General features: G+C 61.0%; 12 protein-coding genes. 7 read left to right on the top strand and 5 right to left on the bottom strand.

The genetic code is table 11. The features are described 5' to 3' along the window. Positions 1-40: 40 nt before the first annotated feature. Positions 41-1,981 (top strand): ABC transporter ATP-binding protein, encoded by a 1,941-nt coding sequence (locus ET524_RS00005; protein ID WP_129422791.1) that lies wholly within the window; start codon positions 41-43, stop codon positions 1,979-1,981. A 429-nt stretch (positions 1,982-2,410) separates the two neighbouring features. Further along, a complete protein-coding gene (locus ET524_RS12110) occupies positions 2,411-2,887 on the top strand; it encodes a transposase (RefSeq protein ID WP_129422792.1) in 477 nt (158 codons plus the stop codon). Here the strand turns inward: ET524_RS12110 and istB are convergent. From istB to ET524_RS00030, 4 genes are all read right to left on the bottom strand, one after another. Beyond that, positions 2,884-3,672, bottom strand: coding sequence for an IS21-like element helper ATPase IstB (gene istB, locus ET524_RS00015; protein WP_129422793.1), 789 nt, complete (start codon positions 3,670-3,672; stop codon positions 2,884-2,886). The two genes, ET524_RS12110 and istB, sit on opposite strands and share 4 nt — an antisense overlap. Continuing rightward, positions 3,669-4,907, bottom strand: coding sequence for an IS21 family transposase (istA, locus tag ET524_RS00020; protein WP_129422794.1), 1,239 nt, complete (start codon positions 4,905-4,907; stop codon positions 3,669-3,671). Before istA ends, istB begins: the two co-directional genes overlap by 4 nt. A gap of 494 nt (positions 4,908-5,401) precedes the next feature. Next, the gene (locus ET524_RS00025) at positions 5,402-6,247 is read right to left on the bottom strand and encodes an MBL fold metallo-hydrolase (protein WP_129422795.1); all 846 of its coding nucleotides are present in this window, start codon (positions 6,245-6,247) and stop codon (positions 5,402-5,404) included. A gap of 28 nt (positions 6,248-6,275) precedes the next feature. Then, entirely contained in the window at positions 6,276-7,151 is an 876-nt protein-coding gene (locus tag ET524_RS00030) for a nucleoside hydrolase (RefSeq protein WP_129422796.1), read from the bottom strand. 131 nt (positions 7,152-7,282) lie between these two features. On the opposite strand from ET524_RS00030, the gene ET524_RS00035 reads away from it, so the two are divergent. Then, a complete protein-coding gene (locus tag ET524_RS00035; protein ID WP_161566566.1) occupies positions 7,283-8,299 on the top strand; it encodes a phosphotransferase family protein in 1,017 nt (338 codons plus the stop codon). 65 nt (positions 8,300-8,364) lie between these two features. On the opposite strand, the gene ET524_RS00040 is transcribed toward ET524_RS00035, so the two are convergent. Next, positions 8,365-9,675, bottom strand: a complete 1,311-nt coding sequence (locus tag ET524_RS00040; protein ID WP_129422798.1) for a CaiB/BaiF CoA transferase family protein — start codon at positions 9,673-9,675, stop codon at positions 8,365-8,367. A 373-nt stretch (positions 9,676-10,048) separates the two neighbouring features. On the opposite strand from ET524_RS00040, the gene ET524_RS00045 reads away from it, so the two are divergent. The 4 genes from ET524_RS00045 (at position 10,049) to ET524_RS00060 (ending at position 14,594) form a co-directional block, all read left to right on the top strand. Continuing rightward, complete coding sequence (locus ET524_RS00045) at positions 10,049-11,209, top strand: acyl-CoA dehydrogenase family protein (RefSeq protein ID WP_129422799.1); 1,161 nt, start codon at positions 10,049-10,051, stop codon at positions 11,207-11,209. 284 nt (positions 11,210-11,493) lie between these two features. Further along, the gene (locus tag ET524_RS00050) at positions 11,494-12,765 is read left to right on the top strand and encodes an MFS transporter (protein WP_236648217.1); all 1,272 of its coding nucleotides are present in this window, start codon (positions 11,494-11,496) and stop codon (positions 12,763-12,765) included. Between the two features lie 213 nt (positions 12,766-12,978). Then, positions 12,979-13,899 carry a LysR family transcriptional regulator gene (locus tag ET524_RS00055; protein ID WP_129422800.1) on the top strand — a complete coding sequence of 307 codons (921 nt, stop codon included), beginning with the start codon at positions 12,979-12,981 and terminating at the stop codon, positions 13,897-13,899. 32 nt (positions 13,900-13,931) lie between these two features. After that, on the top strand, positions 13,932-14,594 hold the full coding sequence (locus tag ET524_RS00060; protein ID WP_161566567.1) for a class I SAM-dependent methyltransferase: 663 nt from the start codon (positions 13,932-13,934) through the stop codon (positions 14,592-14,594). Positions 14,595-14,601 lie beyond the last annotated feature (7 nt).

Consider the following 14,601-nt stretch of genomic DNA (forward strand, 5'->3'; position numbering starts at 1 on the left):
GCCTGCGCGATCGCGACACCGTTGGCAAAGCGGGGCGGAAATGATGCGCGGGGCGGCGCGCGAGCAGGACAAGGTCACCTACGCGTGGCTGTTCGCGCAGTCTAAGGCTCAGCATGGCCGCATCGTGGCGCTATCGGCGCTGTGCGCATTGCAGGCGGCGGTGCTCGTGAGCTTCGCGCTGGCGTGCCGCGCCGTCATAGACCAGGCGGTCGCGGGAAACGTCGACGGCTTGCTGGCAAGCGCGGCGGCTCTTGCGGGCGTTATCGTCTCGCAGCTGGTGTTGCGTCTGGCCATCAACGGCACACAGGAGCGCATCCGCGCCCGCTTTGCCCTTGAGCTGCGAAAATCCATGCTCGACAGTATCTTCACCGCGCGCTACGGCAACGTTTTGCGCTTCCATTCCGGCGAGCTTTCCAACCGCATGTTCTCCGACGTGCAGGCTGTATCGAACGGCGTGTCCACCATCATCCCAAGCTTCGTGTCCATGATCGCACAACTGGTGTTCGCCATCGCGGTGCTCGCGCTGATCAGCCCGCCCATGGTGGCGCTGTTCGTCGGGGCGGCGCTGCTTTCGTTCGTGCTGGCGCGCACGTTGCGCGGACGTTTGAAGGCGCTGCACAGGGCGGTGCAGGAAAAAGAAGGAGCCGTGCGCGTCTTCTTGCAGGAGGCGCTTGAGCATCAGCTGGTCATCCGTTCGTTCGGTGCCCAGCCTGCCACAAGCGCGCATGCTGATGTGCTGCAGGAGGACCATTTTGCAGCGCAAATGCGCCGCCGCGGATGGTCTATCGCCGCGAACGCCAGTTTTGCGTTCTTCTTCAACGCGTTGTATGCCGTGGCGCTCACGTGGTGCGCGTTTGCGCTTTTACACGGCACCATGAGCTACGGCACGCTTATGGCGGTGCTGCAGCTGGTGGCGCGCATCCAGGCGCCGGTTTCCAGTTTGTCGGGCATGCTGCCGCAGCTGTATCAGGCGCTCGCGTCGGCGGAACGCCTAATGGAGGTTGCGGAGCTTTCGCATTCGGAGAACCGCTTGCCCATGACGGCTGCGGAGTTTTATCAGCGGTTCTCAGGCGTGCGGATATGCGATCTGGCGTTTTCCTATAGGGACGAAGAGGGCGGTAGCGAAGCCGAAGCGGCGCCGCAAGCTTCGGGTTGCGATGCTGCCGGCGGTGAGGGTGCGGGGGCTTTGAGCGATGCGGTCGGCGGCGTGCTTGCTGGTGACGCTGCCGAAAAGACGGCCCTAGCATCTTCCGAGGGCGAAGTTGCAAGCCTTTTCTGTGATGGCGCGTTTGTGCCGAAGGGCTCGTTCGTGGTGGTAGAGGGGCCTTCAGGCTCGGGAAAGTCCACGCTGTTCAAGCTGGTGTTGGGTGCCTACGACGCTGATGGTTTCGCATATGAGTTTGCCGACGATGCACCGGAGTGCGGAGAAGCTGCAGATGGGGAAGATCCCGGAGCGCTCGTCGCTTTCGATGCCCCTGCGGTTTCGTGTGGGCTAGTCGCACCTGCGATTAACGCAGCGGTTACGGCTTGCCCCGCGTCTCAGGTGCCGCCGAGGGTGTTCGCCTATGTGCCGCAGGATAACTTCCTGTTTGCAGGTTCGGTGCGCGAAAACGTGGCGTTTGCGGCTTCTGATGCGACCGATGACCAGGTAAAACGTGCGTGCGAAGCAGCGTGCGCGTGGGGTTTCGTGAAAGAGCTTCCGCAGGGGATCAACACGATGATAGGCGAGCACGGGCAGGGGCTTTCCCAAGGGCAGCTGCAGCGTTTGGCTATTGCGCGCGCGGTGTGCTCGGGTGCGCCTATCATGGTGCTCGACGAGGTCACAAGCGCGCTCGATGATGCGACCGAAGCGGCTGTGCTAGCCAACATAGCCGCATTGCCGGGCAAAACGGTTTTCGTCGCCGCACACCGTGCAAAAGCTCGCGAGTTCGCCACCATGCGCCTTCGCGTGGAGAACGGCATGATGCGCGAAGTGCGTTAGAGGATTTTCGGGCGTCGGTTGCTTTGGGCGCTTCGAGGCCTTTTGCCCCTTGTGCCGCCCTGATTTCCCGGTTAGACACTTAGGGGCTGTATCAAAACTATTGCTACAGCATGGCCCGCCAGGACCGAAAGGTCTTGGCGGGCCTTCCTTTTTCAGCCTCCCAGATTATCGCCTTACTATTGCGAATATCGATTCGTGTTCTTATAAAATGGCTTTTGACCTGCGCATATAGTATACGCGGCCTGCGCCATCCCGCGCTGCGAGCACGTCAAGGAGAGGATCGGGCGCCTGCCCGCAAGCTTCGCGGCCGATGCCGGCTACGGCAGCGAGGAGAACTACGCCTACGTCGAGCGCGAGGGCGCAGACGCCTACGTCAAGCACAGCGAGCTCTTCCGCGAGTGCCGCAACGAGAAATGGCGCGACGACGAGATGGGGGTCGCCAACTGGGCGCACGACGAAGAGTCCGACGAGCACGCCTGCCCGGAGGGCCGGACGCTTGCCTTTTGCGGAGAATCGCGGCGGGTGTCGGACCTGGGCTACGAGAGCGCGGTGCGGACATACGAGCGCGAGGACTGCTCGGGCTGCTCCCGCAGGGCGAGGTGCTCGAAGTCGGCGGACCCGGATTTCCCGAAGCGGATCCAGGCGAGCCCGGCCTTGAACGCCTTCAAGAGCCGCGCCGGCGAGATGCTGCGCACGGAGGCGGGGTCCGCCTTGCGGAAGAGGCGCTCCGTCGACGTGGAGACCGTGTTCGGCGACGTCAAGAGAAACCTCGGGTTCACGAGGTTCACGATAAGGGGTGTTAGCGTCAATATAGTTTTCACCATTTTCGCCAACGTATTTTCGCCAATCGCGCCAACGCGCTTTCGCCGAATCCGCCAACGCGGATGCGCCGCTTTCGGCGCCTAGCCGCGCTCGTCCTTCCCCTCGTCGCCGCCTATCGACACGTCCTTCAAGCGGTACGACCGCCCCGTTATCTTAATCATCGCGCAGTGGTGGCACAGCCTGTCGGCCACCGCCGACGCCGTCACGTTGCTGCCGAACACGTCGCCCCACCTGCCCACCGGCACGTTGGTCGTGACGATGGTCGACCGCTTGAGCGTGTAGCGCCTGTTGACCAGCTGGAACAGCAGGTCGGCGCCCTCCTTGCCGATGTCGAGGTAGCCGAGCTCGTCCACTATCAGCAGGCTGCAGTGCTCGTAGAAGCGCATCCTGCGCGCCAGCGCCTCCTTCGCCGAGGCGTGCTTGAGGTCCTCGACGAGCCTCGAGCAGTCGGCGAAGTACACCTGCTTGCGCGCCATCACGGCCTCGTAGCCTATGGCTATCGACAGGTGGGTCTTGCCCACGCCCGGGCTGCCGACGAGCACGACGTTGTCGCCGCGGTCGATGAACTCCAGCGTGGCCAGCTGCTCGACCAGCCCGCGCGGGACGCTGGGCTGGAAGCCCCAGTCGAAGTCGGCCAGCGTCTTTATGTAGGGGAAGTTGGCCATCCTCGTGCGCCGGTCGTCGTCGGCGCGCCGCTTGAGGGATATCTGGGCGTCGGTGAGCTCGAGCATGGCGTCGACCAGGCCCTTCCTGCCGTCGGCGACGAGCCTGACGTACTCGGGCACCGACGAGGCCATACCCTCCAGGCCGAGCTCCTCCAGGTTGGCCGCCAGCCTGTTCAGCGGGCTGGCCTGCACGGCGGCGCTCACAGCGAGCCCCCTACCGAGTCGAGCAGGCCGAGGTTGGCCGCGGCGGCGGCCTCGATGTCGCCGGCGGCGTCGCCGAACCACCGCTTGCCGGCCATGGCCTCGGCGTAGTGGGCCGGGTCGTAGGCCGGCCCGCCCGCCACGTGCGTCGCCACCAGCTCGCCGCCGACGTAGCAGTCCATCGCGCCGCCGGGCATGCAGACGATGCGGGCGGGCCTGCCGATGCAGCGCCTGGGCACCGACATGGGCTCGCCGTGCGCGCTCACCAGCATCGTGGCCGGCACCCTGGCCACGCGCACCACGTCGCCCATCGCCTCCTCGAGGGCGCGCAGGTTGCCGACGGGCAGCAGCGCGTCCTTCTCCTCCATGAACAGCGCGGAGGGCGGCAGCCCCGTGGTCTCGTTGGGCTCGGAGTTGCTGGCGTCCTCGATCCGCGCGACGATCTCGTCGATATCGTCCCAGCCGTCGAAGTCGCCCTGGTAGGCCATGAGCCGCGACAGGAAGCGGTTCGACGACTCGACCTTGCCCTTCGTCTGGGGGCTGCGCGGGCGGCACAGCTTCAGCTCGAAGCCGGCGGCCTTGGCGAACTCGTATGCGCGCTGGACCTTGAGGCGCCTGCCGCCCTTGATCGTCACCAGGGCGGACATGTTGTCCGTGACCCACTCGCGCGGCACGCCGCCGAGCCTCGCGATCGTGGCGTACATGCACCTGACCAGGTCGTCGGTCGTCCTGGTCCTCGACCGGATGAATATGTGCCTGCGGGAATGGCCCAGCGTCGCCGCGAACACGTTGAACTCGAACAGCTCGCCGTCGCGGTTTGCCATCTTGACGGACTCCTTCCAGTCGAACTGCAGCTGCAGTCCGGGCGGCGTCTCGAAGCGCGGGTGCGGCTCCGGGCCCCCGGAGGCCCCGACGGCGATGCCGTTCTTGCGCATGAACTGGGTGAAGGCGTTGTAGCCGGCCAGGTCCTCGCCGGGATACCTGTGCAGCAGCCACTCGTGGATGCCCTTCTTGGTGACTCCCGGCAGTTGCGCCTTGGCTGCCACCTCCTCGATGTGCGCGTCGAACGAGCCCGCCCTGTCGCCGCGCCCGTCGTGGGGCCGCCCGCCCTCGGCCCTCCAGTACGACGCCACGGTGTGCCTGTCCTTGCCGTAGCGCTTCGCTATGTCGCTGAAGTTGGGCTTTATGCCCGCTTCCCTGTACATGTCCAACTCTCCGATCAGGTTCTTCTCCGCCACGGCCCGCTCCTCCCGAAAGCATCGTTCGCTCGTCGATCGAAGCGTAAGTCCCGGCGTTGGTGGAAATGGTGAAAATGCGTTGGCGGAGATGGCGGGATTGCGTTGGCGGAGATGGCTAATGAACGTTGGCGAAAATGGTTGTTTTTAGAGTAGCGCTAACAAGGGGCCTTGAGAAGGTGACGCTCGAGTGGAGATTGGTCGCCGCGGGCCGCAACATACGGAAGCTCTTCCTGGCGGAATGCGAAAAGGGGAAGAGGGCGGCAGGGGCCATGGCGTAAGCCGGCCCCTCTTTGCTTTTTCGCAGCAAGCCGCATCGTCTGAATGCTTTGGATGCAAGAAAAGGGCGCTGTATCGAAATCACTTTGGATACAGCCCCATCATAAAAAAGGGCCGGAAACAAATGTTTCCGGCCTTCGTGCTTCAGACAATACATAGTATAAGACAAAACCTAATAGTAGACAAGGTCAAATACCTAGAAAGTTTGGCGATTTCTCTCAAATCGAAATCTTCAGACCGTCAGCGGCCACGCGCACGCGGTCGTCGTAGGGGGCGAGGTGCGCCTTAAGCTCCGCCAGCGTGACGGGCGTGTTGTAGTGCATGGCCAGGTGGGTAAGGTAGATCGTGCCCGCATCCAGCTCCAGGCCCTCCTCGATGGCCTCCTGCACGCTGTGATGGGCGGCGGGGTTCCAGTTGCGGCCCCAGAAGGTCGCGTCCAGAATGAGCGTCTCGCAGCCGTGCACCCGCTCGGCGGTCTCGGCCGGCAGGCGCCCCGTGTCCGAGGCGTAGAAGGTGCGCCCGCGCTCGGTCTCCATGAGGTAGCCGTAGGTGCCCGCAGCGTGGGTCACCGGCAGGGCCGTGTAGCGCACGCCGTCGAAGGCCACGGTATCGAAGGGGGCCACATCGTGGAAGTCGAGGATATCGTCCAGGTAGTGGAACTCGGCGAGGATGCCCCGGCGCGCCGTCTCGCTTGCGAAGCAGGGAAGCGACGGTCGGCCGCCGAGACGTACCATATACTCCAGCTCACCGAGACCGCCCAAATGGTCGAAGTGGCAATGGGTCCACAGGACGCGGTCCACCGATCGCACGGATTCCCGTTCCAGCTGGTGGCGCAAATCCGGCGGCGTGTCGATGAGGGTCGCCTCGGCGTTGCGCACGAGCACGCCGCAGTCGCCGCGCCGGGCCCGCGGGTCGCGCCGGGCCTCCTCGCAGGCGGGACACTCGCAGAAGAAGGCGGGGACCCCGCAGCCGGCGCCCGTGCCGAGGAAGGTGAGCGTGGGGCCTGCGGACGAGGGGGTCTCGGCCGTGCCGATGGCGTACGATGGTGGTTCAGGGATGTTCATGGCGATTCCTTGGAATGTTCGGGGGGCGCTAGAGGGCAAGTCCGAGCCGCTCGCAGCCGCGGCGCCAGCCTGCCAGGGCGTCGGCGAGATAGGCCTGCGGATCGGCGATGACGGGGACGCTCACCGTCGCCCGGGGCGCGCCTGCGGGCGCGGGCTCGAGGTAGCCGACGGACAGCATCCGCTCGTCCAGGGCGACGTCCATTTCCCGCTGTTCGAACAGCTCGGGCTTGATGAGGGCCGCCGCGGCCACCTGGTCCCAGACGGCGAAGCCGTCCCAGGCGTAGCGCTCGCCCATGTCGGCGAACCAGTAGTCGATGGCCCGGGCGAGCCAGGAGTCCGCCGAGAAGGAACGTTCTGTCAGCTCGCGGGTCACGTGGGCCGGCAGGCAGTTCTGGGCGCAGGCGATGGTGACGGCGGCCGGGGAGGCCAGTGCGGCGAGGGTGGCCGTCGGATCGCAGGACAGGTTCAGCTCGTCCATGATGCGTCCGTTGATGACGAGGCTTTCCGTGATGCCGCCCATGAAGGTGAGGTCGGCCACATTCCCGAAGAACGCCGAATCGCAGCGCCGGGCGCCGAGCAGGTTGGTCGTGGCGCCCGTGACGAGGACCGATACCTCTCCCGGCGCGGCGGCGCAGATGCCCGCGAGGAATCGTGCGGCCGGCGTGTCGACGTCTTCGGGGGCGCCCGCGCCGCGATAGACGGGAACGTCGAGTCCCCATTCGGCGAACAGGCGCCGGGTGTTGCCGTCGACGGTGCCGATGTCCGCGTTGCCGAAGCAGGTGCACAGGCCCTCCACCGTACAGCGCTCCGGATTCCCCAGAAGGTACAGAAGGGCGAGCCCGTCGTCGACGTCGCAGCCGCGCACGCCCATGGTGTTGTCGCAATCGAGGACGATTCGCTTCACGATGGATCCTCATCTCCTGTCGTCCGGCGTCTCGGACCGCCGCCGTTTCAAAGTCATTTATAGTATACTCTCACATATAGTAGATTATATCAACTAAATGAGCCATCGAAACGATGAGGGGGAGAGGTTCCATGGAAGAGGCGATTCGCTTCGTGGAGGGAAACGACGAGTTGGCGCGCGCCCTCGGCGTGGAGGGGCCCGAGGAACTTGCCGTGCGCCCTTTGGCCCAGGGCGAGCACAACGCCAACTTCCTCCTTAGGGCCGGCGACGGGCGCCGTTTCGTGCTGCGCATCAACTGCGCCAGCCAGCTGGGCCTCGCCGATCAGATCGGCTACGAATACGGGGCCCTGCGCGTTCTGGCCCCGATCGGGCGGACGCCCGAGCCGCTCTATGTGGACGGCACCCACCGCCGCATCGGGCACGGCGTTCTGGTGGAGAGCTTCGTGGAGGGCTCGTGGATCGATCTTCGGGATCCGCGGCAGGTGCGGGAGGCGGCCCGGGCCCTCGCCGACGTGCACAGCGTGGCCGCGCCGCCGGACGGCGTGCTCCTTCGCCCGGAGGATCCGCTGCGCGCCCAGCTGGAAAGCTGCCGGAGGCTCTTCGACGGCTATCGGGGAAGCGATCTTGCCGAGGCGCGGGTAGTGGGCGCGGTGGACGAGCTGCTCGCCTTGGCCCAGCGGGCCGTCGACGCGGCCCCGGCGGCGTCGACGGCCGAGTGTTCCCATGTCCTCAACACCGAGGCGGTGCCGTCCCATTTCCTCATCGATGCCGCGGGGCGCGCCTCCATCGTCGATTGGGAGAAGCCGGTGCTCGGGGAGGTGGCGCAGGATGTCGCCTACTTCCTTTCCCCGACGACCACCATCTGGGACAGCGATGTCGTCTTCGACGCAGAGGGGCGGACGCAGTTTCTCGACGCCTACTGGGAGGCGGTGGGCGGCCGCTTCCCCCGGGGTTCCTTCGACGCCCGCTTTCCGGCCTATCGCATGGTCAACGCCCTGGTGGGCATCACCTGGAGCTGCAACGCCTGGGTGGAGTACCGCGATCCGGCGCGCCCCTTGCGCAACGAGAGGACCTTGCGGCTGCTGCCGACCTATTTCTCCGAGGAGTTCCTCGATCTCGTACGTCGGGACTGCTTCGCCACGCAATAAAGGGAGAGCCCCTCGCAATGAGGGGCTCTCAGGAGATAGGAAGCTTGGTTGGAAGGGGAGCGGGCCTACCAGTTGCAGGGAGCCTCGCCCTTCTCCTGGCGCTCGGACTTGAAGATGGTGTCCGGTACTTCCTCGCCGTGCCAGCACTTGATAGCGCCGTCGGCTTCGGCCTTCGCGATTTGCTCATCGGTGTAGCCCAGCTTGCCCATGATCTCGGCGGTGTGATAGCCGATGGGCTTGGACAGGATGACCGGCGGGTCGCCATAGCCACCGAAACGCAGCGGGGACATAGGCAGAGCCTTCTTGCCGTACTCCTTGTACTCGACCCAGCGCAGGGAGTCGTTGTCGTAGGCTTCCTGGTCCTTGACGATGTCGGTGTAGCGGAAGCACTTCTGATGCGGAACCTCATGCTCGCGCAGGATTTCGTCCCACTCTTCGAAGGTCTTCTTGGAGAATCCTTCCTCGAGCCAGCTGATGACCTCAGGCTGCTTGCCGGATTCCTTCAGGGCAGGCAGGTTGCAGGTGTCGGGCTGATCGATGTGCTCGGCGTTGCCGGTGATCTCCATCATCATGTTGTAGTACTTGTCGTACTGCGGCATGCAGATGAGCATCCACTTCTCGTCAGCGGTGCGGTAGGTGTTGTTGAACGGGTTGGGCACGTGCTTACGCGACTTCGGGTACGGAGCGCCGAACTGCGTAGCCATGATGCCGATGTTGCCGCCCCAGATTGCAGCGCCGTACAGGTTGCAGGTGACCTTGTCGCCCTTGTTGGTGCGGGTGCGGTTGAACAGAGCAGCCAGGATGCCGCCAGCCATGATGGAAGCAGCGTTGTAATCGCCGAATGCCTGCGGCGGGATAGCCGGGGACTCGCCGTCCTCACGGAAGCAGTTTGCAACGCCACCGCGAGCAGCCCAGCACACAGCGTCGAATCCAGGCGTGCCGGCCTCAGCGCCGAACTCGCCGTAGCCGCGCAGCTGAGCCCAAATCAGCTGAGGATACTTAGCAGCCAAGGTCTCGTAATCCAGACCAAGCTTCACCAGCGCCTTGTCGCGCAGGTTGCAGACGAACACGTCAGCCTCGGAGAGCAGCTTGTCCATGACAGCGAAGCCCTCTTCGCTCTTCAGGTTCAGAGCGAGCCAATTCTTGTTCGTGTTGTTCAGGTCGATCGTGGGATCCTCGGTGTCGTTCTGCTCGCAGCCGAAGCCGGGGCCCTGGGTGCGCTGAGCATCGCCGTGAAGCGGCTCAACCTTCATGATTTCAGCACCCATCTCGGACAGGATACGAACAGTTGCGGGGGCAGCAACCCACTCGCAGAGCTCGACGACCTTGACGCCGTTCAGCGGACCGTAACCGTTGAGTTTTTCAGTCACCGACATTTGCGGCGCTCCTTTCTTTTCGTCTTTGGGCGGTTCTTGCGTTTGCAGAACATATATTTACAGGTAAGTTGCATGAGTTCTATGGACAAACAATCAGAAATGTGTGGTTGCCTATAAGAATCGATGCAAAACATATAGGGAAATCTTTGAAAACAAGCCCATTACGCTGGACAATCGTCCTTATATGTTTCCGGTGCTCAGGAAGATAGCGGTCAAAAGTGGAAGAATGTGAGACATTTTCGGTACATTTTGAGTGCAAATGCGTTGGTCGAATTGGCTATATTGGCCGGCCGGGGATTTTGCGGTCGCTGGTATATTGTTCAGCAGAGTAATTGTCAGGCGATTTTGTACGGTGGTTAAAGGGGAAAGCCCCATGGATTTCAATTTATCTTCTGAGCAGAAAAAGCTCGTAGCTTCGTTTCGCGCTTTCGGCACCGAAGTTTTCACGCCCGATCATGTGTCGCAGTGGTGCAAAGACCAGGGTTTGCCCGACGATGTGATGAAGCGGTTTGTCGATACGTATTATAAGTTCTCCGACAAGGAATCTACGAGCGCTGCGGGCCATAGCTTGCTTGATCAAGCGCTTATCATCGAAGAGCTTTCGCGATGCGCGGGCGCTACGCTGCCATTCCAAAACGATTTGTTCAACCTTCAGATCGTTGACGCGCTTTCCGAGGCGGGAAACGTCGACTCAGCCGTTGCGGATTATCGCGAGACGGGGCGCTTGATGTTCGCGTTGGCCATCTCCGAGCCCGATGGCGGTTCGGACGTCATGTCGATGAAGACAAGCACCAGGACGCTTGACGGCAAGATTGTGCTGAATGGTCGCAAATCGTATGTGAACAACGGCGAATACGCACCTTATATTGTTGTTGCTGCAATTGATGCAGACGCGCAGACCGACGATTCGTATCCTGCGCTGGCTCTGTGGCTGGTCCCTCGAAATCTCAAGGGCATCGCCGCCGTTCCCATCGATAAGATCGGTCAAGACATGCTTCCGTTCGCCTCGCTGTCGTTCCAGGATGTCGAGTTGAAGCCGGAATATCGCATCTCGGCCGAGCACGGTGACTTCCGCCGCCTGTTCCAGATGTTGGAATATGGCCGCGTTTTGCTGTGCGCCTCTTCTTTGGGCATGGCTCAAGCTGCCATGGAGGATGCTTGCGCACACGCCCGCTCTCGCAAGGCGTTCGGCGTGCAGGTCGGTCGTTTCCAGCAAATCGAGACCATGCTCACGGATATGGAGCTTCGTTTGACGAACATGCGGTCGATTCTGTATCGCGCGGCATGGGCCGTGGACAAAGGCGATTCGGAGCGCCGTCTTGCCGTTGCCCTCATGAAACGCTATATCCCGGAAACCTCAGTTGAGGTTGCATCCGATGCCATGCAGATTCTTGGCGGCCTTGGATACACGGAAAGCTCCCGCACGTGCCGCGTGTGGCGCGATTGCCGTGGCAACCAGATCGCTGAGGGAACCGATCAAATCATGGTGTATATCGCAGCGCCTTTGATTGTTGAGAAATACCGCGATTTTTAAAATCTGTCCTGTCGTAGTTTTTGTGAACCCTCTTTTGCTGCCGAAACAGGCTCATTTAACGATTCCTATAGCTTATAGTTGATTCTGATATATGCACATATTCACAGAGTTGACCACTTTAATTCTACGGAACCGGATAAATGAGTGAGTTCTGTCCATTTTTTCTGTGCTGCGCGTGAGGTAAAAAGTATCTCGGATAAGCGGAAGGGTGCTTATCCGAGATATCCACCAGGGGTTCTAGGTTTGCGTTTTGCGAAGGAAAACCTACGACAAGGAGGTATGTTTTGGCATCATCGACGAAAGAGAAGATGAGCGTACGCCATCTTCTCGTGGTGCTCACGGGCATCATGATCACCTTCGGCTGCTCTGCACTGTGCTTTTCCACGTGGGGTCTGTTCCAGCCGGTAGTTGCCGAGGGTCTGGGCGTTGAAAAGACCGCTTTTGCTATGTACGTTACCGTTATGTATTTGACGATGACGGTTGCGTCCCCGTTCGCTGGCAAGCTCCTGCAATCCATGGATGCTCGCGTTATCCTGTCTGGTTCTGCCATCCTGGTTATCGCCGCGTTCGTGCTCATGAGCTTCTCGAACACCATTGTTCTGTTCTACGTTGCCGCTGTTATGCTTGGCCTTGGCGAGATCACGCTGCTGTGGCTTGCGGTTCCTACGCTGATCAACCGCTGGTTTGCCGACCGCGCCGGTTTCTTCATCGGCCTGTGCATGGCCTTCACCGGTATCGGTGGCGCTATTTGGTCTGCTGTGTTCACCGCTCTGCAGGCTTCTGGTATGGACTTCCACACCATCTATCTGATCTGGGCCGTTATTGCTGCTGTCACTTCTCTGCCGTTCACGTTGTTCTGCGTGCGCAGCACGCCTGAGGAGTGCGGCCTGCAGCCTTATGGCGCTGCCGCTGCTGCCGCTGCTGCCGGTGGCTCCACGAAGCCCTCTGGCCTGTCCGCTTCCCGTGCGATGAAGACCCCGACGTTTTACGCTGCGTGCGTGTTCGCCGGCATCATCAACATCGCCATCCTCATCGCCATGCAGTTCCCGAGCTACACCAAGACCCTGACGAGCGCTCCGTTCGACGTGGCCGTTGTCGGTGGCCTCATGACCACGGTCATGATGGTCGGCCAGGCTCTGTTCAAAGTTATCCTGGGCACTGCTGCTGACAAGAGCGCGAAGGGTGCTTTGATCTTCGCCTTCATCGCTGGCGTTGCTGGTATCCTGCTTTGCTGGTTCGGTGCAGGCTCCGAGTACATGCTGTACGCCGGCGCGTTCATCTTCGGCGGCTGCTACGCTACCGCTGTGGTTCTGGTTCCCGTTGTGGTTCGCCAGTCTTTCGGCTCTCGCGAGTACTCGCTGATCTACTCCCGCGTTTCTACCGTGTTCAATCTGATCGCGGCCTTCGCTTCCATGATCTGGGCTTGGGTGCAGACGTCCTTCGGCTTCACCACCGTCTTCATCACTGGTCTGGTCATGCTGGTCGTCATCCTGCTGCTCGGTCTGTACGTCTTCCAGAGCGCGAAGAAGTACAAGTCTGAGTGGACTACTGATTAAATGGTTTTCCGCCAGAGCTTACTCTAGAACCTAGTACAAGGGCGGCTCCACAAAGGGGCCGCCCTTGTTCGTTTAACCCGGTTCGGGGGTTGAAATTCGCTGGCGAGGTCAGTAATATTTATCGGCGTTTTGGTGGGTATGGCATTATAATGGAATCTGATGGTTTTCATCATTTATTGATGCTGGTTGCTTGTTTGTTTGGGGGTAGGGGATATGAATTTATCGCAACTTCATTACTTCAAGAAACTTGCCGAAGTGCTTCACTACACTCGTGCTGCGCAAGAGCTGTTCATCACGCAGCCGACGCTTTCCGGCGCCATCTCTTCTTTGGAAAACGAGCTTGAGGTATCGTTGTTTGAGCGGTCTGGCAGGTCGGTCAGCCTGACGCCTCAAGGTGAGGTTTTTTACGAGCACGTTTGCCTGGCGCTGCGTGCCCTTGATGATGGTATTGCTGCCGTACAAGACCGCGGCCACTCTGTTGTCGGTTCCGTGAGCATCGGTACGACATTCACGGTGCAAGACGACTATTTACCGTCGTTGATGAAGGATTATTGTGCAGTTTGCAACAACACGGTGCTTACGAAAACGTATCAGGGCTTCACGAACTATTTGCTCGATCAGCTTCGTAAGGGCACTGTTGACGTTGCATTTTGCGGCAAGCGCGAAGGCGATCCGGAGCTCGTGTATTATCCGGTCACGTATCGCGATTTGAAACTGTGTGTCCGTGAAGACCATCCGTTGGCTAAACGCGATCACGTGAGCTTCGCTGAGATTTCCCGCATGGATTTGTGCACGTATCGACGCGGGGCCCCCATCGGAGAGATGGTTAACAAGTTGCTTATCGAGCAGGGGCTTGAAAACGCGAAGCAGATTTATGACGACGATGTGTCCATGGGCTCGTTCATTTCCTTTAACGCGCCTGTGTGCGGGGCGCTCATGCTTGATTCGCTGGCTACACGTTTGTTCTCGAACTTGAAGTTCCTGGTGGTTGATGAGGTGCCCCAGGAGTTTTACCGCATTTACATGGTGTACAACAAGAAGCACAACCACTCCCGTGCGGTGAAGGACTTCGTCCAGTTCGCTCGCACCTATCAAGGCAACGATACGTTCGATGACGAAGAGCAGGATGCGTAGGTCGTAAGATGCATGCCGAGGTACGGGATTGCATGCAATCGTATTATCGCGCCTTACCGCGCGATGGGCGCTTGCCGGGTCGTTGTTCGATGGACGTCCCGGACGATTTACTCGGCAAGCGCGTTATCGACGTGTTGTGCCGTAAAGGGAAGGGCGCTTATCAGCTGAGTGACTTTACGGGCGATAAGGGGTTTGTTCTGGGCGTTGATCCCGATGCGTCTTTTGTTGATGCGGCAAGCGCTTGCGCGGCCGACAACCACTGGAGCGGCGCGCAATGGCAGCGTTATCTTCGTTTTGAGGTTGGCTGCCCTGAGGATTTATCGGAAGCGGGCGTTCGAGACGGTTCGTTTGATGTGGCGTATGTGAACTCGGCCATCAATTGCGTCTTTGACTTAGCGCTTGCCTTGGCGGAATGCGCCCGATGCTTAACGCCTGATGGATATCTTTGGGTAGCTCAAGGCGTGTTTCGCAATGCCGATGCACCTTCGATTGGCGCTGCCGCTTCTGGATCTGTTTGGGGCAACGTGTTCTTGCGCGCTGTTTCACTCGAACAGTTCGAGGGGTTGTGCCTGCGCGTAGGCTTTCGCTCTGTTGAGGTGTTAAGCAGGGCGGTCATCGTGCCTGATGGGGATGATGCGCGGGAAACGTGTGGTGCAAGCGAGTATTTGCAAGCTACGGTGCGCGTGCGGCGTTAGCGCGTCC

This window comes from Senegalimassilia faecalis, from assembly GCF_004135645.1.
In the GTDB taxonomy this organism is placed as follows: domain Bacteria; phylum Actinomycetota; class Coriobacteriia; order Coriobacteriales; family Eggerthellaceae; genus Senegalimassilia; species Senegalimassilia faecalis.